This window comes from Hydrogenophaga taeniospiralis (genome assembly GCF_020510445.1).
Classification (GTDB): Bacteria; Pseudomonadota; Gammaproteobacteria; order Burkholderiales; family Burkholderiaceae_C; genus Hydrogenophaga.
Genome location: NZ_JAHBAG010000001.1, coordinates 5065217 through 5090983, shown reverse-complemented (window position 1 = coordinate 5090983; position 25767 = coordinate 5065217). Strand labels below are relative to the sequence as shown.

At 66.0% G+C, this 25767-nt stretch carries 22 protein-coding genes; 11 read left to right on the top strand and 11 right to left on the bottom strand.

Going from position 1 to position 25767, the window contains the following annotated elements; translation table 11 throughout:
- The first annotated feature begins 70 nt into the window (after window positions 1-70).
- Entirely contained in the window at window positions 71-439 is a 369-nt protein-coding gene (locus tag KIH07_RS24375; RefSeq protein ID WP_226494429.1) for a DUF1428 domain-containing protein, read from the top strand.
- A gap of 275 nt (window positions 440-714) precedes the next feature.
- On the opposite strand, the gene KIH07_RS24370 is transcribed toward KIH07_RS24375, so the two are convergent.
- From KIH07_RS24370 to KIH07_RS24360, 3 genes are all read right to left on the bottom strand, one after another.
- The gene (locus KIH07_RS24370; protein ID WP_226494428.1) at window positions 715-2481 is read right to left on the bottom strand and encodes a hypothetical protein; all 1767 of its coding nucleotides are present in this window, start codon (window positions 2479-2481) and stop codon (window positions 715-717) included.
- A 379-nt stretch (window positions 2482-2860) separates the two neighbouring features.
- Entirely contained in the window at window positions 2861-3907 is a 1047-nt protein-coding gene (locus tag KIH07_RS24365) for a Kelch repeat-containing protein (RefSeq protein WP_226494427.1), read from the bottom strand.
- Window positions 3908-4298: 391 nt separating this feature from the next.
- On the bottom strand, window positions 4299-5315 hold the full coding sequence (locus tag KIH07_RS24360; protein ID WP_226494814.1) for a 1-aminocyclopropane-1-carboxylate deaminase: 1017 nt from the start codon (window positions 5313-5315) through the stop codon (window positions 4299-4301).
- A gap of 253 nt (window positions 5316-5568) precedes the next feature.
- On the opposite strand from KIH07_RS24360, the gene KIH07_RS24355 reads away from it, so the two are divergent.
- Complete coding sequence (locus tag KIH07_RS24355; protein WP_226494426.1) at window positions 5569-6039, top strand: Lrp/AsnC family transcriptional regulator; 471 nt, start codon at window positions 5569-5571, stop codon at window positions 6037-6039.
- A gap of 91 nt (window positions 6040-6130) precedes the next feature.
- On the top strand, window positions 6131-7954 hold the full coding sequence (locus tag KIH07_RS24350; protein ID WP_226494425.1) for a sigma-54-dependent Fis family transcriptional regulator: 1824 nt from the start codon (window positions 6131-6133) through the stop codon (window positions 7952-7954).
- Window positions 7955-7984: 30 nt separating this feature from the next.
- On the opposite strand, the gene KIH07_RS24345 is transcribed toward KIH07_RS24350, so the two are convergent.
- Window positions 7985-8890 carry an NmrA family NAD(P)-binding protein gene (locus KIH07_RS24345; protein ID WP_226494424.1) on the bottom strand — a complete coding sequence of 302 codons (906 nt, stop codon included), beginning with the start codon at window positions 8888-8890 and terminating at the stop codon, window positions 7985-7987.
- 164 nt (window positions 8891-9054) lie between these two features.
- Between KIH07_RS24345 and KIH07_RS24340 the strand changes: the two genes are divergently transcribed.
- A complete protein-coding gene (locus tag KIH07_RS24340; protein ID WP_226494423.1) occupies window positions 9055-9438 on the top strand; it encodes a winged helix-turn-helix transcriptional regulator in 384 nt (127 codons plus the stop codon).
- Between the two features lie 39 nt (window positions 9439-9477).
- On the opposite strand, the gene KIH07_RS24335 is transcribed toward KIH07_RS24340, so the two are convergent.
- Entirely contained in the window at window positions 9478-10746 is a 1269-nt protein-coding gene (locus KIH07_RS24335; RefSeq protein WP_226494422.1) for a nitronate monooxygenase, read from the bottom strand.
- 331 nt (window positions 10747-11077) lie between these two features.
- Between KIH07_RS24335 and KIH07_RS24330 the strand changes: the two genes are divergently transcribed.
- From KIH07_RS24330 to KIH07_RS24300, 7 genes are all read left to right on the top strand, one after another.
- Entirely contained in the window at window positions 11078-13342 is a 2265-nt protein-coding gene (locus KIH07_RS24330) for a PAS domain S-box protein (protein WP_226494421.1), read from the top strand.
- Window positions 13339-13770: a response regulator gene (locus tag KIH07_RS24325; protein ID WP_226494420.1), complete on the top strand. Its 432-nt coding sequence runs from the start codon at window positions 13339-13341 to the stop codon at window positions 13768-13770. Before KIH07_RS24330 ends, KIH07_RS24325 begins: the two co-directional genes overlap by 4 nt.
- Before the next feature lie 28 nt (window positions 13771-13798).
- On the top strand, window positions 13799-14236 hold the full coding sequence (locus KIH07_RS24320) for a universal stress protein (RefSeq protein WP_226494419.1): 438 nt from the start codon (window positions 13799-13801) through the stop codon (window positions 14234-14236).
- A 493-nt stretch (window positions 14237-14729) separates the two neighbouring features.
- Entirely contained in the window at window positions 14730-16442 is a 1713-nt protein-coding gene (locus KIH07_RS24315; RefSeq protein ID WP_226494418.1) for an FAD-dependent oxidoreductase, read from the top strand.
- A gap of 23 nt (window positions 16443-16465) precedes the next feature.
- The gene (locus tag KIH07_RS24310) at window positions 16466-16690 is read left to right on the top strand and encodes a DUF2783 domain-containing protein (RefSeq protein WP_226494417.1); all 225 of its coding nucleotides are present in this window, start codon (window positions 16466-16468) and stop codon (window positions 16688-16690) included.
- Window positions 16691-16715: 25 nt separating this feature from the next.
- Window positions 16716-17258: a VOC family protein gene (locus tag KIH07_RS24305; RefSeq protein WP_226494416.1), complete on the top strand. Its 543-nt coding sequence runs from the start codon at window positions 16716-16718 to the stop codon at window positions 17256-17258.
- Window positions 17259-17401: 143 nt separating this feature from the next.
- The gene (locus tag KIH07_RS24300; RefSeq protein WP_226494415.1) at window positions 17402-18013 is read left to right on the top strand and encodes a hypothetical protein; all 612 of its coding nucleotides are present in this window, start codon (window positions 17402-17404) and stop codon (window positions 18011-18013) included.
- A 21-nt stretch (window positions 18014-18034) separates the two neighbouring features.
- Here KIH07_RS24300 and KIH07_RS24295 read toward each other — a convergent pair whose 3' ends face one another.
- Genes KIH07_RS24295 through KIH07_RS24270 form a run of 6 tightly spaced genes read right to left on the bottom strand, consistent with a single transcriptional unit; the run spans window position 18035 to window position 25740 of the window.
- The gene (locus KIH07_RS24295) at window positions 18035-20317 is read right to left on the bottom strand and encodes an ATP-binding protein (RefSeq protein ID WP_226494414.1); all 2283 of its coding nucleotides are present in this window, start codon (window positions 20315-20317) and stop codon (window positions 18035-18037) included.
- Window positions 20314-20826: a hypothetical protein gene (locus tag KIH07_RS24290; protein ID WP_226494413.1), complete on the bottom strand. Its 513-nt coding sequence runs from the start codon at window positions 20824-20826 to the stop codon at window positions 20314-20316. Before KIH07_RS24290 ends, KIH07_RS24295 begins: the two co-directional genes overlap by 4 nt.
- A gap of 34 nt (window positions 20827-20860) precedes the next feature.
- Window positions 20861-21958, bottom strand: coding sequence for a protein-glutamate methylesterase/protein-glutamine glutaminase (locus KIH07_RS24285; protein WP_226494412.1), 1098 nt, complete (start codon window positions 21956-21958; stop codon window positions 20861-20863).
- 12 nt (window positions 21959-21970) lie between these two features.
- Window positions 21971-22687, bottom strand: coding sequence for a chemoreceptor glutamine deamidase CheD (gene cheD / locus KIH07_RS24280; protein ID WP_226494411.1), 717 nt, complete (start codon window positions 22685-22687; stop codon window positions 21971-21973).
- Entirely contained in the window at window positions 22674-23552 is an 879-nt protein-coding gene (locus KIH07_RS24275; protein ID WP_226494410.1) for a CheR family methyltransferase, read from the bottom strand. The genes cheD and KIH07_RS24275 overlap by 14 nt, the downstream gene beginning before the upstream one ends.
- A 52-nt stretch (window positions 23553-23604) precedes the next feature.
- Window positions 23605-25740 (bottom strand): chemotaxis protein CheA, encoded by a 2136-nt coding sequence (locus tag KIH07_RS24270; protein ID WP_226494409.1) that lies wholly within the window; start codon window positions 25738-25740, stop codon window positions 23605-23607.
- Between the last annotated feature and the right edge of the window lie 27 nt (window positions 25741-25767).

The following is a 25767-nucleotide window of genomic DNA, read 5'->3' as shown; positions in this document are numbered from 1 at the left end:
CGTTCGTCGATGGCATACGGGGCGCCCTTCAGCGTGCGCGCCGACCGGTTAACCCAACAGGAGTGAAGACATGTCATACATCGATGGTTTCGTGATCGCAGTCCCCACCGCCAACAAGCAAAAGTTCATCGAGCACGCGCGACATTTCGATTCGCTGTTCATCGAGCTGGGTGCGATTCGCGTGATCGAGGCTTGGGGCGACGACGTCCCCGACGGCAAAGTCACCGACTTCCGCCGCGCAGTCCAGGCGACGGCCGACGAGACGGTGGCCTTTTCGTGGGTCGAATGGCCGGACAAGGCCACGCGCGACGCCGGCATGAAGAAGATCATGGAAGACCCGCGCATGGATCCGTCCACGCCCGGCAACCCGCCCATGCCCTTCGACGGCAAACGCATGATCTTCGGCGGCTTCGAACCGGTGGTCGAAGTGAAGGCTTGAGCGGCGGGGGCGACATCGCCCCCGGACGTGCCACGCGTCACGGGGGCGTCTGGCGCAGACTGTCGGCCCGCAGCCGTTGGCCCCGTGGACGCCGCGCTTGGCCCCCGTTCCGAGGCCCGAAAACGTCGCGCACCTCTCCGGTGCAGTCGCCGTAGGTCGGCTCTCGGGACCCTGCAGGGCTTCACACTCGCGGCCAGGAGCGGGCGCTGGCGACCTGCACCGTACGGACCCAATTGAGGCCTGAAGATGTCTTCTGAACGCGGGCGGCTCACTCACTAACGACAGAGAACAAAGGTCTCAATGTTTCCTGCATCAAATACCAGATCCTTGACTGCGAGGCTCTTATAGTAGGTCCCATACTTGAGTTCTACATGCTTGAAGCCTTGGGCGACAGAGTTCACAGTCTTTGGGTGAGAGGCTAGCTTCACGAGTGTTGACAAGACAGAGTCTAGGTAGTCATGTGCGTGCTCGATCAGCGCTCGCGTATAGGGAGGTGTCTGGCCGCTGTGAACAATGATGTTGCGCGCCCGGTAGATTCTTCGGATCTGCCATTCGAGGCGCAGTCGATGCGCATCAAGCGCTTCAACAGCCTTTGCCGGTGAAGAGAAGACCCCCCGGAAGTACGCAAATCGATCACGAAGTAGGTGAAAGTCCTTGAACTCCCCTTCTAGTGCGATCCGCTCCGAATCAAATTGTGAGAGGACCAACAGCTTGACTAGCTTGTCAGTTAACTTCTGACCCGGGACGGATCTAAGGGCCTTTTTCGTCGCAACCCGGTTCCAGCGCAACATGTCTCTACCTAAATTGTAGAGAAGACGCTCAAAGTACTCGATATTCAGGAATGGAACGATTGATCCGACAATGTGCTCAATGTTTGACGCATCATCACTCTTTGTTTCCGACGGAACTAGTGACTCCAACGAAATCCATAAATTCAGAATTTGGTTTTCTTCGGCATCGCTTCGAAGCGCCATTGAGTGGAGCTGTGCACTGCGAACAAATTTTGAGAACGAGTTTTTTTCAAGAGAAAACTCGCTCATCAAAATCCGGAGTCGCATGCTGGCTACTGGCTGATGCAAGTCTAAGCACTTGCGCATCGAATTAATCGGCGTCCGAATCAGCTTGTACGCCTGATTTTCATCGTCTTTCACCACGCATTCCGATAGCCATGTAGGATTTTCCTTGTGATGAAACAGGCTGATTAGTGTTGAACACAGCTTGACACGATTTTCTGCAGCCCGCCTAGCGCTATGCACATCAAATACGTCGATCTTCGAAACCACCCCATAAAGTTTTGCATCAGTGCCACTCGCAAACGACGGGTATTTCGATAGGTCAACTTCGGTAGGAAGGCACCTTGCAATCTTGATTTTAAGAGGGGCAAATGCCTCTGCCATGTGTTCAAAGACATCATGAAGTCGAAACACTACGGTGAAGGCTCGCGGCTTTGCTGGGAACAGCGCGAAGTAGTCAAGAATGGCATCATTGCTGCCAATTCGATTGGCTCCATAGTAGAAAAAGTCCTTCGTCACTTCTTGTAGGTGAGTAGAACTAAATCCAGCTGCAATCAGCGTGGTGACATAGCTTCGAGCCAAGCGACGAAGCCGTGGGACAGAGCCTGCACCAGTCAACTCACCTGCAAGCAACTCTTCAGTCTTCAGCCTGTACGCATGCGGCGAGAGCTGAAGGCTCAACAACTCAAACACAGTAGTCAGCTCCTTGAGTGGAGTCTTTGGATTTTTGAGTACGGATTGAAACGCGCCAATAGGTAGCGATGTCAGTGCTAGCGCCACCTCATCTTTTTCAAAATTCGCAAGAAGTTCCGCTGACACGTGCGACACATTTGGCGCCTTGATGTTGCCCAGTTCAACATCCTTGATGGTCTGGATGGCTTCGCGGCATAGCAGGCCGGTATGCATAACCGAGGCCTTGTAGGTATCGAGCGAGAAGTCAAAAAGCATCTCGTCCAAGAGCTGCGCGAAGTAGACGAGTGCAGAGCAGCCTGCCGGGTTATCCCATTTCTTCAGATTTCGAAATCTCATCTCTCGCCCTTGAAATTAGCAATCGAATTCCAGGGATCGTAGCGCATCGCCGACCCTCAGACCGTCTACGGAACGCATTGTCAACACGACTATAGCGGGCCATGGTCAGCTTACCGCAACCGAACAAGCGTTTCTGATGACTCCATTGGGTCGCAATGTTGAGTTCGTCGCCTCGAAGACCAGCCGTTCAGCCCGCGTCGGGTCGAATGGCCGGTGTCGGCGTTGACCGCGAGCAGGAAATTCCGGCCGGAGCGGTCGCTGCGCATGTTGTGAAGCTGCCGTTCAACCGTGCAGGATCACTCGCGGGTGTAGCCCGGCGGGTGGATCCTGGGGGGTGGGCGGCCTACTTCTGTCAGCCTTACCGGCACGGGGATCGCTGTCATATAGCGGTCGCGACTTCGACTGAAGCTAAGACCTGAATATTTGAGTTGTCGGGGACGTAGTCGCCGATGCGCGTGCTCCCGCCCATGACATAGATGGTGTCGCCGAGAGCCGCAGCGCCATGGAACCAGCGTCCTTGCACCAGACCGTTGCGCGCGCTCCAGGTGTTGGTGACGGGGTCGAACTCGTCGACGCCGGTGAGGCCTGCGAGCACGTTCAAGCCACCAATCGCAAAGATTCGCCCGGTCGAGGCGGCACGAACTCCGACGACGTGATAACGCGGGCTCGGGAGCGGGGCGCAGGACGTCCACATGTCAGTCGCCGGATCGTAGACGTGCACCTCGGCAACTGGGTGGCCATCGGGACCGTGCCCGCCCATCGCGTACAGCTTGCCGTCGGCGCCGAACACGGCGGCAAGACCAAAGCGCTGGGTAGGCATTGAGCGTTTGATCGTCCAAGCGCCGCTCTGCGTGTCGTACACCTGCAGGATGTCTAGATAGGAGGGTGGACCGACCATACCGTTCAGCTCCGTCGGCGGTACGCACCCGCCGACGACGTAGATCTTGCCGGTCGCCGAGGCGGCAATCCCCGGTTGGTAGGTCGAGACCGGAATGTTGGCCATGGGCGTCAACACGGCACTGGCGGGATCGTACTCCTCGACCGTGCCGGCGAGCGTCAGGCAACTCGCGAGGCCGCCCATGGCGTAGACCTTGCCGTTGCTGGCCACGGCGAAGGTCTGGCCCCAGCCGCTGAAGGGGTTCGCCAGTACCGTCCACGTCCCGGTCGCGGGATCGTAGATTTCGATGTCAGCACAGAGGCCGCTCTCGTAGTAGCCGCCGATCGCCCAGATCTTGCCTCCGACGGCGAGGCCCTGCGTCTGCCAACGAGGCTGCGTCAGCGCCGGCCCGGCACTCCAGCCGGAGACGCCACCGCCGCGACCGCCGCCGAAGCCGTAGATGACATCGCGCCAGCGAGGCGCGCGGTCGAGCAACTTGCGGTCAAGCCGCTTCAACTGTGCACTGTTGACGTCAGCGTGAAGACCCATGATGCTTCCTTTCGGTGTTTTCGAGGCCTAACGAGGCTGCGCAAAAAACCCAAATCCAGCCGCCGGCTGGCACACGGTTGCGGTGATGTTGACGGCCATGGCTTCGTTCCCTCCCGTCCAATCGAGCTCTTGATCGGACCTGTGACGCTCATTCTGGCACTGAACAACGCCCGGTCACCGTCGCTACTTCGGGCCGGCACAGCCGCATCTTCTGGTCCTCCTGGTTCGGCCCCGTGGGCTATTTCCGGTGCAACGGGTCGGGCTTGTCCAGGCTTTTGCAGAAGAAGAGCACTGGCGCGCCTGGCCCCTCACCCCAACCCTCTCCCCAGAGGGGCGAGGGAGTGAAGGCACGGCGCGCCGCTTTTTGGGGTCGCGTCAAGCTCGGCGGCTTTCAGCCGTTCCTGAACAAGAAGCTGTACGCGTTGAGCGCCGGCACGCCGCCCAGGTGGGCGTAGAGCACGCGTGAGCCTTCCGGGAATTCGCCGCGGCGCACCATGTCGATCATGCCGTGCATGGACTTGCCTTCGTACACCGGGTCGGTCAGCATGCCTTCCTGCCGCGCGCACAGGCGGATCGCTTCCAGCGTACCTTCGTTGGGCAGGCCGTATTCGGGGCCGCCGTAGCGCGTGTCCAGCACCACGTCGTCGGCGCTGATGTCCTGGCCCAGTTCCACCAGTTGCGCGGTGTTCTGTGCAATGCGCAAGATCTGCGCGTGGGTTTTTTCGGGCTTGGCCGAGGCGTCGATGCCGATCACCTTCCGGGCACGGCCGTCTGCCGCGAAGCCCACCACCATGCCGGCCTGCGTGCTGCCCGTCACCGAGCAGACCACGATGTAGTCAAACTGAAAGCCCAGTTCGGCTTCCTGCTGGCGCACTTCTTCGGCAAAGCCCACGAAGCCCAGGCCGCCGTAGGGGTGCTCGGAGCAGCCGGCGGGTATGGGGAAGGGCTTGCCGCCGGCCTTTTTCACGTCGTCCATGGCCTGCTGCCAGCTGGGGCGGATGCCGATGTCAAAGCCGGCCGCGTCCAGCCGCACGTCGGCGCCCATGATGCGGCTCATCTCGATGTTGCCCACGCGGTCGTACACCGCGTCGGAGTAGTTGACCCAGTTCTCCTGCACCAGCACGCACTTCATGCCGAGGTGCGCGGCCACGGCGGCCACCTGGCGCGTCTGGTTGGACTGGATGCCGCCGATGGACACCAGCGTGTCGTAGCCGCCCGCGATGGCTTCGGGGATCAGGTATTCGAGCTTGCGCGTCTTGTTGCCGCCGAAGGCCAGGCCGCTGTTGCAGTCCTCGCGCTTGGCGTAGAGCTGCACCTTGCCGCCCAGATGCGCGCTCAGGCGCTTGAGCGGCTGGATGGGGCTGGGGCCGAAGGTGAGCGGGTGGCGGGGGAATTTCTGCAGGTTCAGGGTGTGGGCGGTCGTGGTGGTCATGGCATGGAAGATGGGTTGCAACCCAGGTGCGTACAGCGTCATGGCGGCAAAACACGTGGGCATGGGGTGGAACTTCGGTGTGTTGAAAACGAAGTTCATCGTAGGACTACACCGTTGCTACGAATTGCGAACTGGCATCCAGAAATCAACCATCCATGCTCATTCAATGGTGTTTGTCGAATAGATGGTGTGAAATTGCCACTTGACGCAACAATTGAAGGTTTCAGCCATGGAAACACCACTCGACCGCATTGACCGCAAGCTGCTCGAACTGCTGCAGCAGGACGCTTCCCTGCCCAACCTGGAGCTGGCCGAGCGCACCCACCTCAGCCCGCCGGCCTGTTCGCGGCGGGTGGCGCGCCTGAAGGCGTCGGGCGTGATCCGCAAGACGGTGGCGCTGGCCGACCCGCGTGCGCTGGGCTACACGGGGCTGGTGATCATTGGCGTGGTGCTGGACCGCTCCACGCCGGATTCGTTCGCCGCGTTCGAGAAAGCGGCGGCCAAGCTCACCGGCTGCCTGGAGGTGCAGCTGGTCACGGGCGAGTTCGACTATTTCGTGAAGCTGCGCATCCAGGGCATCGACTCGTTCAACGAGATGCACAGCGCGCAGCTGATCGGCCTGCCCGGGGTGCGCCAGGTGCGCACCTTCGTCTGCCTGAAGGAGGTTTTCGAGACCACGGTGCTGCCGGTCATGGGGTGAACCACGATGGCGCGAGAACATCCAAAAACTTATCATTCATAAACATATTGGATGTGCGCTTCATCAAATGATCACTTCCTGACCGAGCCCCATGCCCAAACAACGCATCTCCCTGGCCGACCTCGTCCGCAGCTCGGGCGTGCCCAGCGATGGGGCGGGGCCGCTGTCCGCCGCCCTGGGGGGCTTTGACACGCGCAGCGTCGACAGCCAGTCGCACCCGACCGTGGCCGACCTCAGCGAATGCCTGTTTTTCTCGCCCGGAGACGGCCGCATCTGGCTGCAGGACCAGCGCATGATCCTGCTGCACTCGGAGGCCCTGGGCTCGCTGCGCCGCGAGCTGGTCGACAGCATCGGCCTGGACAAGGCGCGTGGCCTGCTCACGCGCGCCGGCTACGTGAGCGGCGCGCGCGACGCGCAGCTGGTGCGCCAGCAATGGCCCGACGCCGACCCGCCGGCCGCCGCCATCGCGGGCACCCGGCTGCACGCGCTCGAAGGGGTGGTCAAGGTCGAGGTGGTGCACGTGCACTACGACGCCGATTCGGGCGACTACGAAGGCGAGTTCCTCTGGCACAACTCCAGCGAGGACGACGAACACATCACCGCCTACGGCGTGGGCGGCTCGCCCGCCTGCTGGATGCAGGTGGGCTACGCCACCGGCTACGTGAGCACCCTGTTCGGGCGCCTGATCGTGTTCCGCGAGGTGAACTGCCGCTCGTCGGGCGACCCGCTGTGCCGGGTCATCGGCAAGTCGGTCGAGCGCTGGGACGATCCGCAGGAAGACCTGCGCTACCTGAACGCGCAGGCCTTCGTGGGCGCCGCATTGCCCGAGAGCCCGGCCGCGCGCGTGGCCGATCTCGACGCCTACGCCCCCGAGCGGCCGGGGCCGGACCCGACGCTGGTGGGCGCTTCCTCGGCCTTCAACGCCGCCTGCCACATGCTGCAGCGCGTGGCGCCCACCACGGCCACCGTGCTCTTCACCGGCGAGTCGGGCGTGGGCAAGGAAATGTTTGCCAGCATGCTGCACCGCATCGGCCCACGCTGCGACAAGCCCTTCGTCGCCCTGAACTGCGCGGCCATTCCCGAGACGTTGATGGAGTCCGAGCTGTTCGGCGTGGAGCGCGGCGCCTACACCGGCGCGGGCCAGTCGCGCCCCGGGCGTTTCGAGCGCGCCAACGGCGGCACGCTGTTCCTCGACGAGATCGGCACCCTGAGCTTCGTCGCGCAGGGCAAGCTGCTGCGGGCCTTGCAAGAGGGCGAGATCGAACGCGTGGGCGGCACGCGCACGATCCCCGTGGACGTGCGGGTGGTGGCGGCCACCAACGTGGACCTGCGCCAGGCGGTGCGCGATGGCAGCTTCCGCGAAGACCTGTTCTTCCGCCTCAACGTGTTCCCGATCCACCTGCCGCCCCTGCGCGACCGGCGCAACGACATCCCGTTGCTGATGAGCCACTTCCTGGCGCACTACCAGAAGAAGCACCAGCGCAGCGTGCCCGGCTTCAGCCAGGCGGCCGTGAAGGCCATGTTCAATTACGCGTTCCCGGGCAACATCCGCGAGCTGCAGAACCTGGTCGAGCGCGGCGTGATCCTGGTCACCGATGGCGAGCCCATCGAGGTGCACCACCTGTTCAGCAGCGGCGAGCCGCTGACGCAGGAGGTGCTGTCGCTGGAGATGCACGGCGACAGCGCCGCCACCCTGAGCCGGGCACCGCTGCCGGGCGCGTTCGGCCTCGCGGCGCAGCCGCTGGCGGCCGACCCCGCGGCCCGGCCGCTGGAGCAGGCCGAGGTGACCCTGCTGCGCCAGGCGATCCGGCGCAGCGGTGGCAACCTGGCCGCGGCGGCCCGCCAGCTCGGCATCAGCCGGGCCACCGTGGCCTACCGGATCAAAAAGTACGGCCTGGAAGCCACCCGGCCATGACGTCGGCCGGCCATGACGCCGCTCGGGCGATCAGGCCCCGGCCAGGGCCGCTTTGTGGGCTTCCAGCCAGACCGCGAAGGGTTGGGGGTCGGTGCCGGTGAGCGCCTTGAAGTCGCCGCTCAGCTCGGCCACGCGGCCCGCGGCGGTGTTGGTGTCGAAAGAGGCGAACACGCGGGCCAGGGGCTCGGGCAGACCGGCGCCGACCATGCCCTGCACCAGGCCTTCCAGCGGCACCGGCACCACCTGGATCGGCTTGCCCACCGCGGCGCTCACCAGGGACGCGATCTCCGCGGTGGTGAAGGCCTGTGCGCCGCTCAGGGTGAGGGTGCGCTTGCCGCTGGCATCGCTGGCCAGGGCGGTCGCCGCCGCGCGGGCCAGGTCGTCGCGCGCGATGTAGGCAACGCGGCCGTCGCCGGCGGCGCTGTACCACTGGCCCGAGGCGAGCGCCGAGGGCACCGACATGAAGAGGTTTTCAAAGTACCAGTGGTTGCGCAGCACCGTCCAGCCCGGCAGGGTGCTGGCGGCCAGGGCTTTTTCCGTGCCCGCGTGATCGGGCGCGATCAGCAGCGGGGAGCCTTCGGGCAGGGGCATGGAGGTGTAGACCACGTGCTGGACACCGGCGGCCTGCGCGGCGGCCACGGCGTTCTGGTGTTGCTCCAGGCGGCGGCCCGGGCGGTCCAGCGCATCCGTGCTGATGAGCAGCAGGCGCTTGGCGCCGGCGAAGGCGTTGCGCAGCGAGGCCGCGTCGTCGAAGTCGGCACTGCGCACCGTGACGCCCAGGGCCGCCCAGGCGGCCAGGCTCTCGGGCTTGCGGCTGGTGGCGATGATCTGGTTGGCCGGCACCTTCAGGGTGTGGACCAGGTGCTCCAGCACGCGCTGGCCGAAATGGCCGGAGGCGCCGGTCACGAGCAGGGGATACGACGAGGTCTGGGACATGGGAGAACTCCGGAAAAAATGACAAACCACCTGAAAGTGGTGAAAATCGGGCTTCTGATACCAAATCGGTAGTCAGTTCCGAAATGGTAGTTATGTCCGGTTTGGGCCTCAAGTAGGGAGCCCGCCGTAACCTGGTTACTGGAAAGTAACGAAAGGCTTTCAAGATGGGGCTTCACAAGCCAAAGGCACCGCTGTCGGAGCTGTGCCCGATCCGCGATGTGCTGGATCGCCTGGGCGACCGCTGGACCGTGCTGGTGCTGCACGAGCTCGCGCTCGGCACCTTGCGGTTTGGCGAGCTGCGCAAGCGCATCGAAGACATTTCCCCCCGCATGCTGTCGCAGACCCTGCGCCAGCTGGAAGAGGATGGCCTGGTGGGCCGGGAGGTGTTCGCGAGCGTTCCGCCCCGGGTGGACTACACCCTGACCGCGCTGGGCGAGTCGTTTTTCCAGAGCATCCAGTCCATGCTGCAGTGGGCGGTGCAGAACCAGGAGGCGGTGCACGCTGCGCGGCGCGCCTACGTGGCGCCCCAGGCCATCGCGGCCAAGTAGGCGGGGATCAACCCCGCAGGGTGGTGGTGAGCGCGGGGCTCAGGGCGTGGTGGCCAGCGCCTGCGGCTCGGGCAGTTGCACCTGGTCGTCGGTGCTGAACTGGTAGTCCTTGAACACGTGTTCCGCGCTGAGCAGCTGGTAGCTGCCGTCCGCATGGCGCACCGTGGTGTCCTTCAGGCGCCAGGTCAGCTGGCCGCAGGTCCAGATGTCGAAGTTGCGCATGTGGGTGCACAGACAGGTCTTGTCCATCACCGAGATGCGGCGCACGCCCGGGTGGGCCGCCACTTCGCGGTTGTACGAGGTGACGTAGGCGCACTTGCCGTTGGCGTCGAGCAGGTAGCCGTAGGCCTCGCAGTTCGGGCGGATGCCGTCGCCAATGCCCGGGCTGCTCTTGATCATGCGCATCGGGTAGCCGGTGGGCGAGATCTCGTTGACTTCGATGTCTTCCTCGTTGGCCTTGAAGTATTCCTGCTTGATGTCGTCGGGCAGGCCGCACTCCTGGGTGACGGTGAAGCGCGTGGCCACCTGCACGCCCGAGGCGCCCATTTCCATGAAACGCACGGCGTCGCTGCCGGTGAAGATGCCGCCGGCCGGAATGACCGGAATGTCCAGCTGCTCGGCCTTCATCCAGGCCAGGATCTCGGCCACGATGGTGGCCAGGTCGTACTGCGCCCAGTCCATGCCGAAACCCAGGTGGCCACCGGCCAGCGGGCCTTCGACCACCACGTAGTCGGGCAGGCGGTTCAGGCGGCTGTTCTTCTTCAGGAACAGCTGCAGCGCGCGCAGCGAGGACACGATGATGCCGAGCTTGGCGTGGCGGAAACGCGGGTGGTCTTCGATCAGCGCGAACGAGCCCAGGTGCAGGCCGGCGGCCAGCGTGATGCCGTCGATGCCCGCGTCCAGCGCGGAGGCCATGCGCACCCGGAGGGTTTCCTTGGGGCCGTTCATCGTCAGCTTTTCCATGCAGTTGATGAACACCATGCCCGGGCCTTCCTTGCGGGCCATGGTGTGTTCCACGTGCAGGCGCGTGGCCTCGGCCAGGTCGCCCAGGTCGAACTTGACGGCGGATTTGTCTTCCGAGTTGACGTTGTACTGGTACATCGCCTGCTTGGCCTTGACGAACTTGGTCTTGTAGCGGCGGTCCGTGACCGTCTTGACCATGGCGTCGGAAATGTGGCCCACGCCGCCCAGCCGGGCGGCCTGCAGCGCGAGGTCGGAGGACGAGATATCCACGCCCATGCCACCAATCACGATGGGCACCAGTTCCTGTTGGCCCATCTGCAGGCGGAAGTCGTCCAGACGTTTCATATTCGGTTTCTCGATTTCTCGGTTTCAGCCCGGTTTGACCCGGCCCAACGATCGTTTGTTGAACCTGGGATTATGAACCGCGCCACCCCCGCAGGGGCGCAAGGCCCCATGGGGCGAATCCGTTGAACGGGCGCACCCGGTGTTCAAGTTCAGGCCTGACGGTGCGACAGAGGTGACAAAATGCAAGCAAATCAGAGGGGCACACCATGTCAGGACAGGTTGGGCCGCCCCGCAAGGGGTTGCAGCATCGGACGCTCGGGGTGGGTGGCGGCGCGCGCCGGCCGGTCGCGCCGCCCTGCGCCGATCGGGCGCCCGCCGTGGAGCCGGCTCTGTGACGCCGGGCCGCTGGCTCGTGCAACTGCCGGGCCGTTGGCTGGCGCCCTTGCTGCTGGCCTCGTTTGCTCTGCTGGCCGCGCTGCTGAACCTTGGCCTGCAGTGGCGCTCGATGGATCAACGGATCACCGGACAGGAGTCCGCCCGGCTGCGCGAGCGCCTGGGCCTGGAGCAGACCCTGGTGGAGCTGCAGAACAGCCATGACAGCGGCGTGCTGGCGCGGCGCCTGGTGGGCAGCTTGGGCCCGTACAGCGGCATGGAACGCGCCTGGCTGGTCCAGGGCGATGGCCGGGTACTGGCCTCGCTGAGCCCAGCCGATGTCGGGCGCCCGTTGCCCGAGGTGCTGGGGCCCCAGGCTGGGCTGTTCGAGGCCTGGAGCGTGCCGCCCGGCGACAGCCGCGCGAGCGAGATCCGGGTGGCCCGGCCGCCCGGGTCGTTGCGTGTGGTGGGGATGGCGCCGATCCAGCCCGACCGGCAGCTGTTGTCCGTGGTGGATCTGGGTCCCGCTCTGGCGGCGCGCGAGGCCGAGCTGCGCAACGAGGTGCTGCGCGAGGCGCTGTTGCTGCTGGTGCTGTCGGCGTTGCTGGCCTGGGTGCTGCACCACGTCTGGTTCCTGCGTGCGCAGCGGCTGGTGCACACCCTGAGCGAGATCGGCCGGGGCCAGCTGGAGGCCCGCAGCGGCTTGCAGGGGGGCGACGAGCTCGCACGCATCGGCCAGGAAGTCGACCTGATGGCGCAGCGGCTGCAGACCGATCAGGCCGAGATCCGGCGTCTGAACACGGTGGTGAACCGCTCGCCCGCGGTGGTCATCGAATGGCGCGATGCACCGGGCTGCCCAGTGGACTACGTCAACGACGCGGTGTCCCAGTGGGGCTACGACAAGGCCGACTGGCTCCAGGCGCCCTGGCGCTTCGACGACCTGATCCACCCCGAAGACATGGACCGCGTGCTGACGCAGGCCGCGCACCACCACGAGCACGGTCCGGACGAATACCAGCAGGAATACCGCCTGCACCGTGCCGATGGGGGCTGGGCCTGGGTCGGCGACCGCACCACCCTGCGGCGCGACGCGGCGGGCCAGGTCGTGGGCTCCAGCGGCATTCTGGTGGACATCACGCCCCAGAAGACGGCCCAGGTGGCCGCGATCGAACAGGCCGAACTGCTGCGGCTGTTTTACGAACTGCCCTTCATCGGCATGGCGATCTCTTCGCCCACCAGCCGGCGCTGGCTGCAGGCGAACGACCGGCTGTGTGAGATCCTGGGCTACGGGCGGGACGAACTGTTGAGCAAGACCTGGGCCGAGATGACGCCCGAGCCCGACCTGCAGATCAATCTGGGGCATTTCCAGGAAATGCTCGCGGGCCGGTGCGAGAGCTACCAGTTGGGCAAGCGCTTCGTGCGCAAGGACGGGCACTTCGTGCACACCGAGATCCATGTGCGCGCGGTGCGCCACGCCGACGGCTCGCTCAAGCACCTGTTCACCACCATCCAGGACGTGAGCGAGCGCGTGCGGGCCGAGCAGGCCCTGCAGGCGTCCAAGGCCGAACTGGAGCAGCGCGTGGCCGAGCGCACCGAGCAGCTCAGCGAGGCCAACCGCGAGCTCGAAGCCTTCTCGTATTCGGTTTCACACGACCTCAAGGCCCCGCTGCGTGGCATCGACGGCTACAGCCAGCTGCTGCAGGAGGAATACGCGGACCGGCTCGACGACGATGGCCGCCAGTTCCTCGGCCGCATCCGCCGCGGCGTGCAGCAGATGAGCGACCTGATCGCCGATCTGCTCGACTACTCGCGCATGGAGCGCCGCGCCATGGAGCTGCAGCCGGTGGAGCTGGAGCAACTGGTGGACGAGGTGATCGAAAGCCACGCCGCCGACATCGACGGCAGCGGCTGCGCGCTGAGCCGCGCGCTCGAACCCATGACGCTGGTGCTGGACCGGGACGGCATGGCGGTGGTGTTGCGCAACCTGATCGGCAATGCCGTGAAATTCAGCCGGGCCAGCGCGTCTCCCCGCGTGGAAATCGGGGCCCGCAGCGAGGCGGGCAGGCGTATCCTGTGGGTGCGCGACAACGGAGTGGGTTTTGACATGAAGTACCACGATCGCATCTTTGGCATCTTCCAGCGGCTGCACCGGGCCGAGGACTACCCCGGCACCGGCGTGGGCCTGGCGCTGGTGGCCAAGGCGGTGCAACGCATGGGCGGTCGCGTCTGGGCCGAGAGTTCCCCGGGTGACGGGGCCACGTTCTATCTGGAGTTTCCTGCATGAGCAAAGCCATCAACATGCCGCCGATCCTGCTGGTCGAGGACAATCCCATGGACCTGGACCTCACGCTGCGGGCCTTCGCCAAGCGCAAGTTCTCCAACAGCATCCAGGTGGCGCGCGATGGCGAAGAGGCGCTGGCCTTCCTGCCGCGCTGGGCGGCCGGCGAGACCATGCCGGCCGTGATCCTGCTGGACATCAACCTGCCCAAGGTGAATGGCCTGGACGTGCTCAAGCAGCTCAAGTCGCACGAGCAGTTCCGCCGCATCCCGGTGGTGATGCTGACCTCGTCGCGCGAACACAGCGACCTCAAGGCCGCCTACGACCTGGGCGTGAACTCCTATATTGAAAAGCCGGTGAGCTTCAGCAAGTTCATCGAGGTGGCCGGCCAGATCGAGCTCTACTGGTGCGTGCTCAACGAGCGGCCCGTCTGAATTTTCCAGTGCGACAAGGACAAGAACCATGCTGAAAATCCTGATTCCCGTGGATGGATCGGAACTCTCTTTGATGGCCGTGCGCTACGCGCTGCGGCTCACGGGCTGGGGGCTCAAGGCGCGTTTCGTGGTGGCCAATGTGCAGCCCACGGCCAATCTCTACGAGCTGGTGGTGGCGCACGATCCGGCCGTGTTGCAGAAGGTGGCGGAGGAAGCGGGCCACGATCTCATCGCCCCGGCGGTGCAGTTGCTGCAGGCCGCCGGTCTGCAGGTGGAGCAGGACGTGGCGATTGGCGATCCGGCACACGTGTTGGTTGACATGGTGGAGCGCAACGGCTGCGGCGCGATCATCATGAGCGCGCGCGGCAGCAGTGGCCTGAGCGCGGCGGTGCTGGGCTCGGTGTCGCAGGAGCTGGTGCACCTCTCGCCTGTGCCGGTGACTGTGGTCAAACCGCTGGCCGACTGATTTCCCTGGGCTCCCCTTGGGGGGCTGCCGCTGGCAGGCCTGCTTTGTGGGAGGTCGCGCATGCTGGGCGGCCGACTGCGCTCATGTCCCCCGGGCCGTTCCGGCCCTCCTCCTTGACTTCGCTTCGTCAGCCACCCAGCATGCGCGACTTGCCTGCGGGTGGGCGCTCGACCCGGGGAGCCCGTGTGCACCATGTTCTCGGGGTGACTCCCGACGCAGGCGCGCCCGTGCGTCCGTGGCTTGGCGGGGCGGGGTGTTCTGCAGAGCGAAGTGAAGGAGGAGGGCCGGAACGGCCCGGGGGACATGAGCGGCGCAGAGCGCCCCGATCCGCCAAGCCCGCGAGGTACCTCGGTTCCCGCATCGTCTTTTTTGATGGCTGGAAATTACGTTTAGAGAAACGTATTTACTGATGTGAAATTATCGGCTACAGTCCAGCCCTGACAACGCCGCCGCCATTTCGCACGCGCGGCGACAACGAAGGAGCAAACGACGGATGGCCACCTACACCTACCCCACCTTCCCGTACCGCGGCCCGGCCGACCTCATGCAGGGCGCGCCGCAGCGCAAACCGCTGGTGGTCATCGGCGCCGGCCCGGTGGGCCTGGCCGCCGCCATCGACGCCCGCCTGCAGGGGTTGGAGGTGCTGCTGTTCGACGAAGAAGACAGCGTCTCCTTCGGCTCGCGCGCCGTCTGCTACGCCAAGCGCGCGCTCGAAATCCTCGACCGCCTCGGCGTGGGCGACCCCATCGTCGACAAAGGCGTGAGCTGGAACGTCGGCCGCACCTTCTTGCGCGAAGAAGAGGTCTACCGCTTCAACCTCGTGCCCGACGCCGGCCACAAACGCCCGGGCATGATCAACCTGCAGCAGTACCACCTGGAAGAGGCGCTGGTGCGGCGCGCCGAAGCGCTCGGCGTGGACCTGCGCTGGAAATACAAGGTGGTCGGCGTACAGCCTTTGGACGATGGTGCCCGCGTGAGCATCGAAACGCCGGATGGCGCTTTCGAGATCGACACCGACTGGCTGATCGTGGCGGACGGTGCGCGCTCCAACGTGCGGCGCCAGCTCGGCCTGGACATCGAGGGCCATGTGTTCAAGGACCGCTTCCTGATCGCCGACGTGATCATGAAGGCCGACTTCCCCGCCGAGCGCTGGTTCTGGTTCGACCCGCCGTTCCACCCCAACCAGAGCGTGCTGCTGCACAAGCAGAGCGACAACGTCTGGCGCATCGACTTCCAGCTCGGCTGGGACGCCGACCCGGAAGAAGAGAAGAAGCCGGAAAACATCCTCCCGCGTGTGAAAGCCATGCTGGGCGACGAGCGCGAGTTCAGCCTGGAGTGGGCCAGCATCTACACCTTCCAGTGCCGGCGCATGAAGAACTTCCGCCACGGCCGCCTGCTGTTTGTGGGCGATGCGGCGCACCAGGTCTCGCCGTTCGGCGCGCGCGGCGCCAACTCCGGCTTCCAGGACACCGACGACCTGCTCTGGAAACTCGCGTTGGTCATGAAAGGCCTGGCGCCCGAGGCCCTGCTCGATACCTACGACGCCGATCGCACCTATGCGGCCGACGAGAACATCCGCAACTCCACCCGCTCCACCGACTTCATCACGCCCAAGAGCGCGGTCAGCCGCCTGTTCCGCAACGCGGCGCTGGAGCTGGCGCGCACGCAACCGTTCGCCCGCAAGCTGGTGAACTCCGGCCGCCTCTCGGTGCCGGCCTTCCTGGTGCACTCGGCGCTGAACACGCCCGACGTGGACGCCTTCGAAGGCGACATGGTCCCGGGCGCGCCGCTGGACGACGCGCCGGTGCGCGTGGCCGGGCAGGACGGCTGGCTGCTCGACCAGCTGGGCAACCGCTTCCAGCTGCTCGCCTTTGCCGACAGCGTGGAGCAGATGGACCCGGCGCTGCGCGCGCAGGCCGCGGCGCTGGCGAGTGGAGCGATCCCGGTGGAGGTGGTGCTGGTCACGGCCCACGCGGGAAGCGCGGCGGCCGGCCTGACCGTGCTGCACGACCGCGACGGCATGGTCGACCAGCGGCTCGACGCCCGCCCCGGCACCTGCTACCTGCTGCGCCCCGACCAGCACGTGGCCGCGCGCTGGCGCCGCTTCGACGTGGTCGCGGTGCGCAGCGCGCTGGCCCGCGCCACCGCGCAGGACACGGCTTCAACCGCCGCCCAGCGCCCCGCCACGCAAGCGGTCGCCGCCTGAACCCGAACACCGAGGAGACCCCCATGCCCCTGCAACTCCAGCCCAACCTCGCCGAACCCGGTCAGCGCTACTTCCGCGACTTCACGCCCGGCGACGATTTCTACGAAGCCCTCATCGACACCCACCGCGACCTCAGCGACGAGCAGAGCCAACTGCTCAACGCCAAGCTGATCCTGCTGCTGGCCAACCAGGTGGGCGACATCAGCGCCCTCAAGCAAGCCCTCGCGATCGCCCGCGAAGGCGTCTGAACCCATTCACCCGAAGGAGAACACCATGTCCAACATCCGCAAGATTCACCACGTCGCCTACCGCTGCAAGGACGCCAAGACCACCGTCGAGTGGTACCAGAAGCACCTGGGCATGAACTTCGTGCTCGCCATCGCCGAAGACCAGGTGCCGTCCACCCACGCGCCCGACCCCTACATGCATTTGTTCATGGACGCGGGTGGCGGCAACATCCTGGCCTTTTTCGAGCTGCCCAACGCGCCCGAGATGGGCCGCGACCCGAACACGCCCGACTGGGTGCAGCACATCGCGCTGGAAGTGGACACGGTCGAAGAGCTGGAGACCACCAAGGCGCGCCTGGAAGCCGCCGGCATTCCGGTGGTGGGCGTGACCGACCACACCATCTTCAAGAGCATCTATTTCTTCGACCCCAACGGCCACCGCCTGGAGCTGGCCGCCAACACCGCCACGCCCGAGATGATGAAGAAGCTCGACGACGTGAAATGGGACATGCTCAATGAGTGGGACAAGACCAAGCGCGCGCCCAAGCACGCCGCCTGGATGCACGAAAAAGAGTTCACGGCGGTTTGAACCGTGCGTAGCCGATTCCCGCCTTGCCGTCCATCGGAAAGTAGGGGGTAAAAGGGCTCAAGTTCGCTCGGCACGGGCCGAAACCCCTGAGAACAGCGGCCGTGTTTTTTCGGATCGCTGACTCAGTGGAGAAGGGATCTGCCATGTTGAGCATCAACTCCGGCCCGGCCGTCGCCTGGCCCACCGCTGCGCCGGTGACGGTCGCACCGGTCAGCGCCGTCACCGCCATTGCCCCCGCGCAGCGTTCATCGGGCGATGGCAACGCGGGCCTGGACTCGGGCCGCCGCGGTCAGACGCAGAACGGCGGCGCGCCAGCGGCCGATGCGCCCGAAGCGGCGCCCTTGCTGCCGCGCGAACGGACCGATGGCGGACGTGAGCAGGCGTCGGCCGAAACGGCGGATGCGGCGGCCAAGGCCGAGCAGCACGAGCGGGCGCAGGACAAGGCCGAAGAAAAGGCGGCGAAGCTGAAGCTGCAAGAGGTGCTGGCCAATGTCTGGAAAGCCAGCGCGGCGGTGGTGGACGCGGTGCTGGGCCGCGACGGGGCCGGCCCTGCCCCGGCGCAGGGCGACGACCCCGCCCGGTCCGCGCCCGATCCCTCGTTGGTGGCGGCCGCGCAGCCACTGCCTGGCGAAGTGCTCCAGGCCGATAGCGTCAGCGATCTGCGTGACACGCAGGACGTGGTGGCCTACGACGAGCGCGGCGCCAGCAGCCTGGCACCGCCGGAGTCGGGCAGCCTGGTCAACCAACGGGTTTGAGAGGCCGGGTGGCGGATCAGGTCAGGCGGGATCGTGCACCGGAAAGTGGTGCAGGGCCTTTCGCGTGAGCTCCATCTCGTGCGACAGCTGTTGACACAGTGCCAGTGGCACCACGTCCTGTGTCTGCGTGGCCAGGTGTTCGATCTGCGCCGACGTTCTCACCAGCGCGCGAAAGCCCATCAACATGCAGGTGCCCTTGAGCTTGTGGGCGTTGTAGCCCACGGCGTGCCGGTCGCCATGGGCCATGGCCTCCAGCAGCACGTGCACCGTGCCTTCCGGGGGATCGAACATGGTCTTGAGCAACTCGTTGAGCGAGTCCTCCGGCATCATTGCCGCGACCTGGGCGTACGACTCGGCGTCGACCAGACCCGAGACGCAATGGCCCATGTCCGGCAACCGCAACAACTCGTAGAACGATGCCGACGGCGGATACGGTGGTTGTGTGCTGCGCGCGTCCATCGGCGCGCAGTTTTCCGGGCCGTCGAGCAGGCCGCAGCGTGCCAGTGCGCGTTGCAGATCGGCCGCCTGCAGCGGCTTGCTGGTGAACTCGTTGACGCCCACCTCCAGCGCGCGCTTGCGCGTGTCGTTGACCACGTCGGCCGTCACCAGAATGATCTTGATGTCGGCGGCGGGACCGTCCAGGGCGCGGATCGCCTCGGTGGCGGCCAGACCGTCGAGCACCGGCATGTGGTAGTCCAGCAGCACCACGTCGAAGTGTTGGCTGACCAGCAGCTGCAGGGCTTGCTGGCCGTTTTCGCAGAACACCGCTTCATGCCCCATTTTGTCGAGCAGGATGTTCATGTACTTCAGGTTGATCGGATGGTCCTCGGCCACCAGCACGCGCAGATGGCGGGTCTGCCCCATCTCGTTGGCGGTGGGGTGCTCATCCAGCGGCGCCTGGGCCTCGGGCAACTGCAGGCGCACCCGGAACACCGAGCCCACGCCGGGCTGGCTGTCGACCTCGATGTCGCCACCCATCATGCGGGCCAGATTGAGTGAGATCTCCAGGCCCAGACCGGTGCCCCCGATGCGTCGGCGCAGCGAATTGTCGGCCTGGTAGAAGCGGGTGAACAGCCGGTTGACGGTCTCTTCGTCCATGCCCACGCCGGTGTCCCGCACCGTCAGCACCACGCTGGGCGGGCCATCGGGCGCGGTGGCCAGCTCCACGGTCACACCCCCCTGCAGGGTGAACTTGAGGGCGTTGTTGATCAGGTTGAACAGGATCTGGCGCAGCCGGGTCGGATCGGCCGCGACCCACTCCGGGAGGTCGGCACTGGTGCGCATGTCCAGCGTCAGACCCCGCTCGCGGGCGGCCACCTGCATCAGGCCGTCGACCTCCTGCACCACGCTGCGCAGGTGGACGGGCACGACCGAGAGCTTGAGCGTGCCCGACTCCATGGTGGAGACGTCCAGGATGTCGTTGAGCACGCCCAGCAGGTGCAGCGCCGAGTCGCGCGCGGTCTGCAGGTAGTCGCGTTGCTGGCAGGAGAGGGCGGAGTCGTCGAGCAGGTTGAGCATGCCGAGCAGGCCCTGGAATGGGGTTCGGATCTCGTGGCTCATGTTGGCCAGGAAGATGCTCTTGCCTTGGTTGGCGGCCTCGGCCTGGTCGCGTGCGTCGGAGAGTTCGTGGCTGAGTTTCTGCAGGCGGGCGTACTGGCGCTGCTGCTTTCGGATGTGGCGCACCAGCAGGCCCAGGAACAGCAGCATCACCACGATCTGCGCCGCCGCCAGGCCAATCACCAGCAGGCCCTGCTGGCGCAGCTGCGCATTGCGTTCGTCCAGGAAGCGCGCCACGGCCCGGTTGGCCGCGCGCGTGAGCTCACCCAGCAAGGGCTTGAGCGGCTTGATCGCGGCGTCGATGGAAGCCATCCGGGCCGGGTTGTTGGCCAACGCCTGCGGATCGGCAAACAGCGGGTCCGCCATGGCCACGAACGCGTTGACCTTGGCCATGGTCACGGTGTACCCGGACGAGCTTTCGAGCAGGTCCCGGCGTGGGATCCTGGTCAGCAGATCGATGCGGCTGAGGAACACCTCATAGCGCTCGGACAGCGCGTGGCCGTCGACCGGGGAGGTGGCCTTCATGCCCTCCATGAGCGCGTGCTCCAGCCGCCCGAGCTCGCGTTCGAGCTGGTAGGCCTGCCACATGATCGAATCGACCTGGTTGGTCGACACGTCGTCGAGCATGCGGTATTGCTGCCACTGGATCCAGACCAGGGGTGTGAGCGTGAGCCCCAGCAGGCCCACCAAGGCGATCATCCATTGCCGACCGTGCCAGCGGGCCAGATTCGGCAGCCGGAAAGTCATTGGACTTCCAGTGCCTTGAGCTGCCAGATCGAGCGCTCGTAGTACGTGGATGAGCGCAGTTCGATGCTTCGGTCAAACGGATAGATGATGAACAGTGGCCCCTTGTCGCGCACGCGGATGGGCTGGTCGTTGATCAGCCGGGCCATGATGACTTCGTGCTTGGCCGTGTCGCTCAACGGGATCTCGATCCTGTAGTCGTTGATGGCCAGGGCACCGAGCACCGTGCCGCTGGCTTTCACGGCCGCCATCACGTCGGACAGCAAGGGCCCGGTGAATTTGACCGGCTTGTCGAACCAGGGTGTGCTGGTGGTGAAACTGTGCTGCGGCAGGGCCTCGATCATCTTCATGTCGAAGATGGCCGTGTTGCCCGCGTTCGTGGCGGCGATCTTGCCCGAGATGGTGAGAACGGGGCGCTCTTTCGGCGCGTCGAGCGCGAGCGCGGCGCCCGAGAAGGCGAACCCGGCAAGCAACAGGCCACCGGTGATGATGGTGCGTCGGATTTTCAGCATGGTGATGCACGCAGTGGGGGTGGGGCGGTGGCTCTCAGATGCGGTGGCGCACGCCGCCCGGGCTGCTCGCCAGGCGGGCCAGCAGCGCATCGGCGATCTGCGTCAACGGCAGGATCTCGTGGGCCGCGCCGTACTGGATGGCCATGCGGGGCATGCCGAACACCACGCAGCTGGTTTCGTCCTGCACGTAGTTGTAGCTGCCGGCGTCCTTCATCTCGCGCATGGCCTGCGCGCCGTCGGCGCCCATGCCGGTGAGCATGATGCCCAGCGCGTTCGGGCCCAACACCCGCGCGGCCGACTTGAACAGCACCTCGACTGAGGGCCGGTGCCGGTTCACCGGCTCGGTGTCCTCGACCACGGCCACGTAGTTCGAGCCGCTGCGGTCGATGCGCAGGTGGTGGCCGCCGGGGGCGATGTAGGCGTGGCCGGGCAGGATGCGCTGGCCGTCGCTCGCCTCCTGCACCTGGATGCGGCACAAGGTGTTGAGCCGGTTGGCGAAGCTGGTGGTGAAGCCCGGCGGCATGTGCTGGGTGATGACGATGGCCGGCGAGTCGGCCGGCATGCGGGTCAACACTTCGCGGATGGCCTCGGTGCCGCCGGTGGAGGCGCCGATGCAGATCACTTTTTCGGTGGACAGGCGCGGCAGCGGGGCGCGGGGCGCGTCGGCCACGGCGCCGCTGTGGGCCGGGCGGGCGTCAGGCGCGGCCGTCGGGCTGGCCAGGCGGTGCACCTGCGCGCTGGCGGCCACGCGGATCTTGTCCACGATGTCGCCGGCCAGTTCGTTCAGGCCGCTGCTCACGCCGATGCGCGGCTTGGCCACGAAGTCCACCGCGCCCATTTCGAGCGCGCGCAGGGTGGTCTCGGCGCCCTGTTCGGTCAGGGTGGAGACCATCACCACGGGCATGGGGCGCAGGCGCATCAGGCGAGAGAGGAACTCCAGCCCGTCCATGCGCGGCATTTCCACGTCGAGCGTGATCACGTCGGGGTTGAGCTCGCGGATCATCTCGCGCGCCACCAGCGGGTCGCTGGCCGCACCGACACAGCGCATGTCGGGTTGCCGGTTGATGATTTCGGTGAGCAGACTGCGCACCAGCGCGGAGTCGTCCACCACCACCACTTTGATCTGGGCCATGGTTGTGTTTCGTCAGAAGAGATCGATTGAGCCACCAGAAGTCGCCTTGGCCACCACCGCGGCGCTGCCCTTGCGTTCCTGGGTTTCGAGGGTGTCGGGGTGCGAATGCGCGAGCCGCTTGACCATGGCCTTGCCGCTGGCGGGGAAGTAGCAGACCTTGCGCGGATGGATGTCCAGCACGTCCTTGGAGACGATGGCGATGCGCTCGGTCTGCAGGTAGTCCAGCACGAACCGGGTGTTGCGCTCGCCCACGTTCAGGCTGGTGAAGTTGTGCATCACCTGGCCGCCGCCGAACACCTTGGCCTGCATGCTCTCGCGCCGGGCGCCGAGCTTCATCATCTCGTTGATCAGCAGTTCCATCGCGTAGGAGCCGTAGCGGCCCGAGGTGTCGGCGCCGCCCTCGGGCAGCATGAAGTGGTTCATGCCGCCCACGCGCGCCTGGGGGTCCCAGATGCAGGCGGCGATGCACGAGCCCAGCACCGTCATGATCAGCATGTCGTCGGCGGTCACGAAGTACTCGCCCGGCAGCACCTTGACCGCGTCGTGCCCGAAGTGCGGGTCGTGGAAGAAAAACGCGGCCTCGCCGGGTTTGCGCGGCCGGGCCTTGAGCGCGTCCAGCGACGGGCTCTTGGTGACGCTGCCCACCCGGCTGACCAGGCCCGCGTTGGGCAGGGCCAGGGCGGTGCGCGCGCCGAGTGCCTGCGGCATGGCGGATTCAGACGCGCTCATAGACCGTCTTTCCCCGCAGTTCGAAGTGCTTGCGGGCGTCGCTGAAGTTCTCGGCGTGGCCCACGAACAGCATGCCGCCGGGCTTCATCACGCGGTGGATGCGTTCGAGCACGCGGCGCTGCGTTTCCGCGTCGAAATAGATCATCACGTTGCGGCAGAACACGATGTCGAAGGGCTCGCTGAACGGCAGTTCCTCGATCAGGTTCACGCTCAGGAACTCCATGTGCTTTTGCAGCTCGGGCTTGACGCGCATCAGGCCAGCGTTGCCGCCCTTGCCGCGCATGAAGAAGCGCTGCAGGCGCTCGGGGCTCAGGCCCTTGACGCCGTCGCTCTTGTAGACCCCCTGCGCGGCGGTGGCCAGCACCTTGGTGTCGATGTCGCTGTTGACCAGGTGGAACGATCCGCCCGACCCCAGGGCTTCGGTGGCGGTCATGGCGATGGAGTAGGGCTCTTCACCGGTGGAGGCCGCCGAGCACCAGATGCGCCAGTCGTGCCCGCGCCGCGCGCGCATCAGCTCGTCCAGGATGGTGAAGTGGTGCTGCTCGCGGAAGAAGGCGGTGAGGTTGGTGGTCAGCGCGTTGATGAACTCCTGCCACTCGGGGCCGTCGTGCTGCTCCAGCCAGTCCAGGTAGGCCTTGAAGCTGGTGTGGCCGGTGTCGCGCAGGCGGCGCGAGACGCGGCTGTACACCATGGCGTGTTTGCCGTCGTGCAGGCTGATGCCGGCGCGTTTGTAGATCAGGGCCTTGATGCGCGTGAAGTCGCCGTCGGTCCAGACGAACTCGCGCCCCTGGGCCAGCGGGCCTTCTTCTTGAGGGGCCGGCAGCACAACGGGAGCACGGCGGGGGAGGGTCGTCTGCTGCAGCATGGGGTGTCCTGACCGGTGGGTTGGGCGCGGGCCAGGAGCCCGCGAGAGGGGTTCAGTGGCGTGAGCGCCTCACCAGGCCGGAGGTGTCGAGGATCAGCGCGACCTTGCCGTCGCCCAGGATGGTGGCGCCCGAGATGTTGGGCACCTTGCGGTAGTTGGACTCCAGGTTCTTGATCACCACCTGCTGCTGCCCGAGCAGCTCGTCCACCATGAGCGCCACTCGCGCGCCATCGGCCTCCACCACCACCATGATCGGGCTGGCCGCGTTGTATTCGAAACGCGGCACCTGGAACACCCGCTCCAGCTCGATCACCGGCATGTACTCGTCGCGCACCTTCACCAGCTGCGCGCCCTGGGCCACGGTGTTGATGTCCTTCGGGTTGATCTGGAACGACTCGATCACCGACGACAGCGGCAGGATGTAGACCTCGTCGCTCACGCGCACCGTCATGCCATCCATGATGGCCAGCGTGAGCGGCAGGCGCACCTTCACGCTCATGCCGTAGCCCTCGGCGGAGTCGATCTCCACCGTGCCGCCCAGCGAGGCGATGTTCTTCTTGACCACGTCCATGCCCACGCCACGGCCCGACACGTCGGTGACGACCTCGGCGGTGGAGAAGCCCGGCGCGAGGATCAGGCCCCAGACCTCGGGGTCGCTCAGCGAATCGGGCGCGTCCATGCCTTTTTCGCGCGCCTTCTGCAGCAGCTTCTGGCGCGAGAGGCCCTTGCCGTCGTCGCGCACCTCGATCAGGATCGAGCCGCCCTGGTGGGACGCCGAGAGCGTGATGGTGCCGTGTTCGGTCTTGCCCTTGGCCAGCCGCTCCTCGGGCGGTTCGATGCCGTGGTCGCAGCTGTTGCGGATCAGGTGCGTCAGCGGGTCGGTGATCTTCTCGATCAGGCCCTTGTCGAGCTCGGTCGCTTCGCCGTGGGTGATCAGCTCGACCTTGCGGCCCAGCTTGCCCGCCAGATCGCGCAGCATGCGCGGAAAGCGGTTGAACACCACCGACATCGGGATCATTCGGATCGACATCACCGCTTCCTGCAGATCGCGGGTGTTGCGGTCCAGGTCGGCCAGGCCGGCCAGCAGGGGCTGGTTGGCGGTGCTGTCGAGCTCGCGGCTCTTTTGCGCCAGCATGGCCTGGGTGATGACGAGTTCGCCCACCAGGTTGATGAGCTGGTCCACCTTGCTCACCGAGACGCGCAGCGTGCTCGATTCGAGCTGGGCCGTGCTGGGGGCGGCGCGGGCATCGGCCTTGGGGGCCGCCTTGGCCGGGGCGGCGCTGGCCGAGGGCGTGCCACCCGCTTCGAGCGGCTGGGCGGGTGCGCTCGGCGGGGGCGAGCCCGGGGAACCCTCGAAGAAGCCGAAGGCCGTGCCTTCGCCGCCCGCCACGGGAGCGGCCGACTGGGCCGCCAGGATCGCGGCCGGATCGACGATCTGGATCTGCTCCTTGCTCACATGGAAGGTGAACAGGTCGAGCAGGTCGGTGTCGCTGGCCGTGGTGAGCGCGCGGAAGATGCGGCGGTCTTTCTGGTCGCAGGGCAGGGGGCTGATCTCGCCCAGGCCCGGGATGTCGCGGAACAGCTCGGCGATGCAGTCGGCCTCGCTCGGGTTCTCCAGCGGGCCGATGTGGATCTCCAGCTCGCGCGTGGCCGGGGCGGCCTTGCGTGCTGCCGGGGCGGCGGCGGGCGGGGGCGCGATGGCAATGGCGGGGGCGGCGCTGGGCGCGGGCGCCGCGGCGGGCGGGGCCACCAGCTCCGATTCCACCTCGCCCTGCGCCAGCACGGCGATGCGGGCCACCAGCGCGTCGGTCGGCGGGGAATCGGTGCTGCGGCCCTGGTGGCGTGCCAGCAGCAGGCGCAGCGCGTCGGACGATTCGAGCAGCACGTCCACCATCGCCGCGTTGGGCTGGAGCTCGTGGCGGCGCAGCTTGTCCAGCAGCGACTCCATCTGGTGCGTGAGTTCGGCCACGTCGGCAAAGCCGAAGGTGGCGCCGCCGCCCTTGATGGAGTGGGCGCAGCGGAAGATCGCGTTGAGCTCCTCGTCGTCGGCCTGCTCCAGGTCCAGCTGCAGCAGCATCTGCTCCATCTGGTCCAGGTTTTCGCCGGCCTCTTCAAAAAAGATCTGGTAGAACTGGCTCAGGTCGATGTTGTCACCGAGGTGTTGGCCGTCGTTCATCATTTCACCCATGGGGGACTCCTTGCCTGTGTGGCGTGT

Coding starts and splice junctions, on each gene's coding strand:
- KIH07_RS24295 (WP_226494414.1), bottom strand. CDS start 20,317: ATGACTTTCCGGCTGCCGAATCTGGCCCGCTGGCACGGTCGGCAATGG.
- KIH07_RS24310 (WP_226494417.1), top strand. CDS start 16,466: ATGCCCCTGCAACTCCAGCCCAACCTCGCCGAACCCGGTCAGCGCTAC.
- KIH07_RS24305 (WP_226494416.1), top strand. CDS start 16,716: ATGTCCAACATCCGCAAGATTCACCACGTCGCCTACCGCTGCAAGGAC.
- KIH07_RS24335 (WP_226494422.1), bottom strand. CDS start 10,746: ATGAAACGTCTGGACGACTTCCGCCTGCAGATGGGCCAACAGGAACTG.
- KIH07_RS24320 (WP_226494419.1), top strand. CDS start 13,799: ATGCTGAAAATCCTGATTCCCGTGGATGGATCGGAACTCTCTTTGATG.
- KIH07_RS24270 (WP_226494409.1), bottom strand. CDS start 25,740: ATGGGTGAAATGATGAACGACGGCCAACACCTCGGTGACAACATCGAC.
- KIH07_RS24375 (WP_226494429.1), top strand. CDS start 71: ATGTCATACATCGATGGTTTCGTGATCGCAGTCCCCACCGCCAACAAG.
- KIH07_RS24370 (WP_226494428.1), bottom strand. CDS start 2,481: ATGAGATTTCGAAATCTGAAGAAATGGGATAACCCGGCAGGCTGCTCT.
- KIH07_RS24355 (WP_226494426.1), top strand. CDS start 5,569: ATGGAAACACCACTCGACCGCATTGACCGCAAGCTGCTCGAACTGCTG.
- KIH07_RS24345 (WP_226494424.1), bottom strand. CDS start 8,890: ATGTCCCAGACCTCGTCGTATCCCCTGCTCGTGACCGGCGCCTCCGGC.
- cheD (WP_226494411.1), bottom strand. CDS start 22,687: ATGAGCGCGTCTGAATCCGCCATGCCGCAGGCACTCGGCGCGCGCACC.
- KIH07_RS24340 (WP_226494423.1), top strand. CDS start 9,055: ATGGGGCTTCACAAGCCAAAGGCACCGCTGTCGGAGCTGTGCCCGATC.
- KIH07_RS24325 (WP_226494420.1), top strand. CDS start 13,339: ATGAGCAAAGCCATCAACATGCCGCCGATCCTGCTGGTCGAGGACAAT.
- KIH07_RS24300 (WP_226494415.1), top strand. CDS start 17,402: ATGTTGAGCATCAACTCCGGCCCGGCCGTCGCCTGGCCCACCGCTGCG.
- KIH07_RS24315 (WP_226494418.1), top strand. CDS start 14,730: ATGGCCACCTACACCTACCCCACCTTCCCGTACCGCGGCCCGGCCGAC.
- KIH07_RS24275 (WP_226494410.1), bottom strand. CDS start 23,552: ATGCTGCAGCAGACGACCCTCCCCCGCCGTGCTCCCGTTGTGCTGCCG.
- KIH07_RS24290 (WP_226494413.1), bottom strand. CDS start 20,826: ATGCTGAAAATCCGACGCACCATCATCACCGGTGGCCTGTTGCTTGCC.
- KIH07_RS24365 (WP_226494427.1), bottom strand. CDS start 3,907: ATGGGTCTTCACGCTGACGTCAACAGTGCACAGTTGAAGCGGCTTGAC.
- KIH07_RS24285 (WP_226494412.1), bottom strand. CDS start 21,958: ATGGCCCAGATCAAAGTGGTGGTGGTGGACGACTCCGCGCTGGTGCGC.
- KIH07_RS24350 (WP_226494425.1), top strand. CDS start 6,131: ATGCCCAAACAACGCATCTCCCTGGCCGACCTCGTCCGCAGCTCGGGC.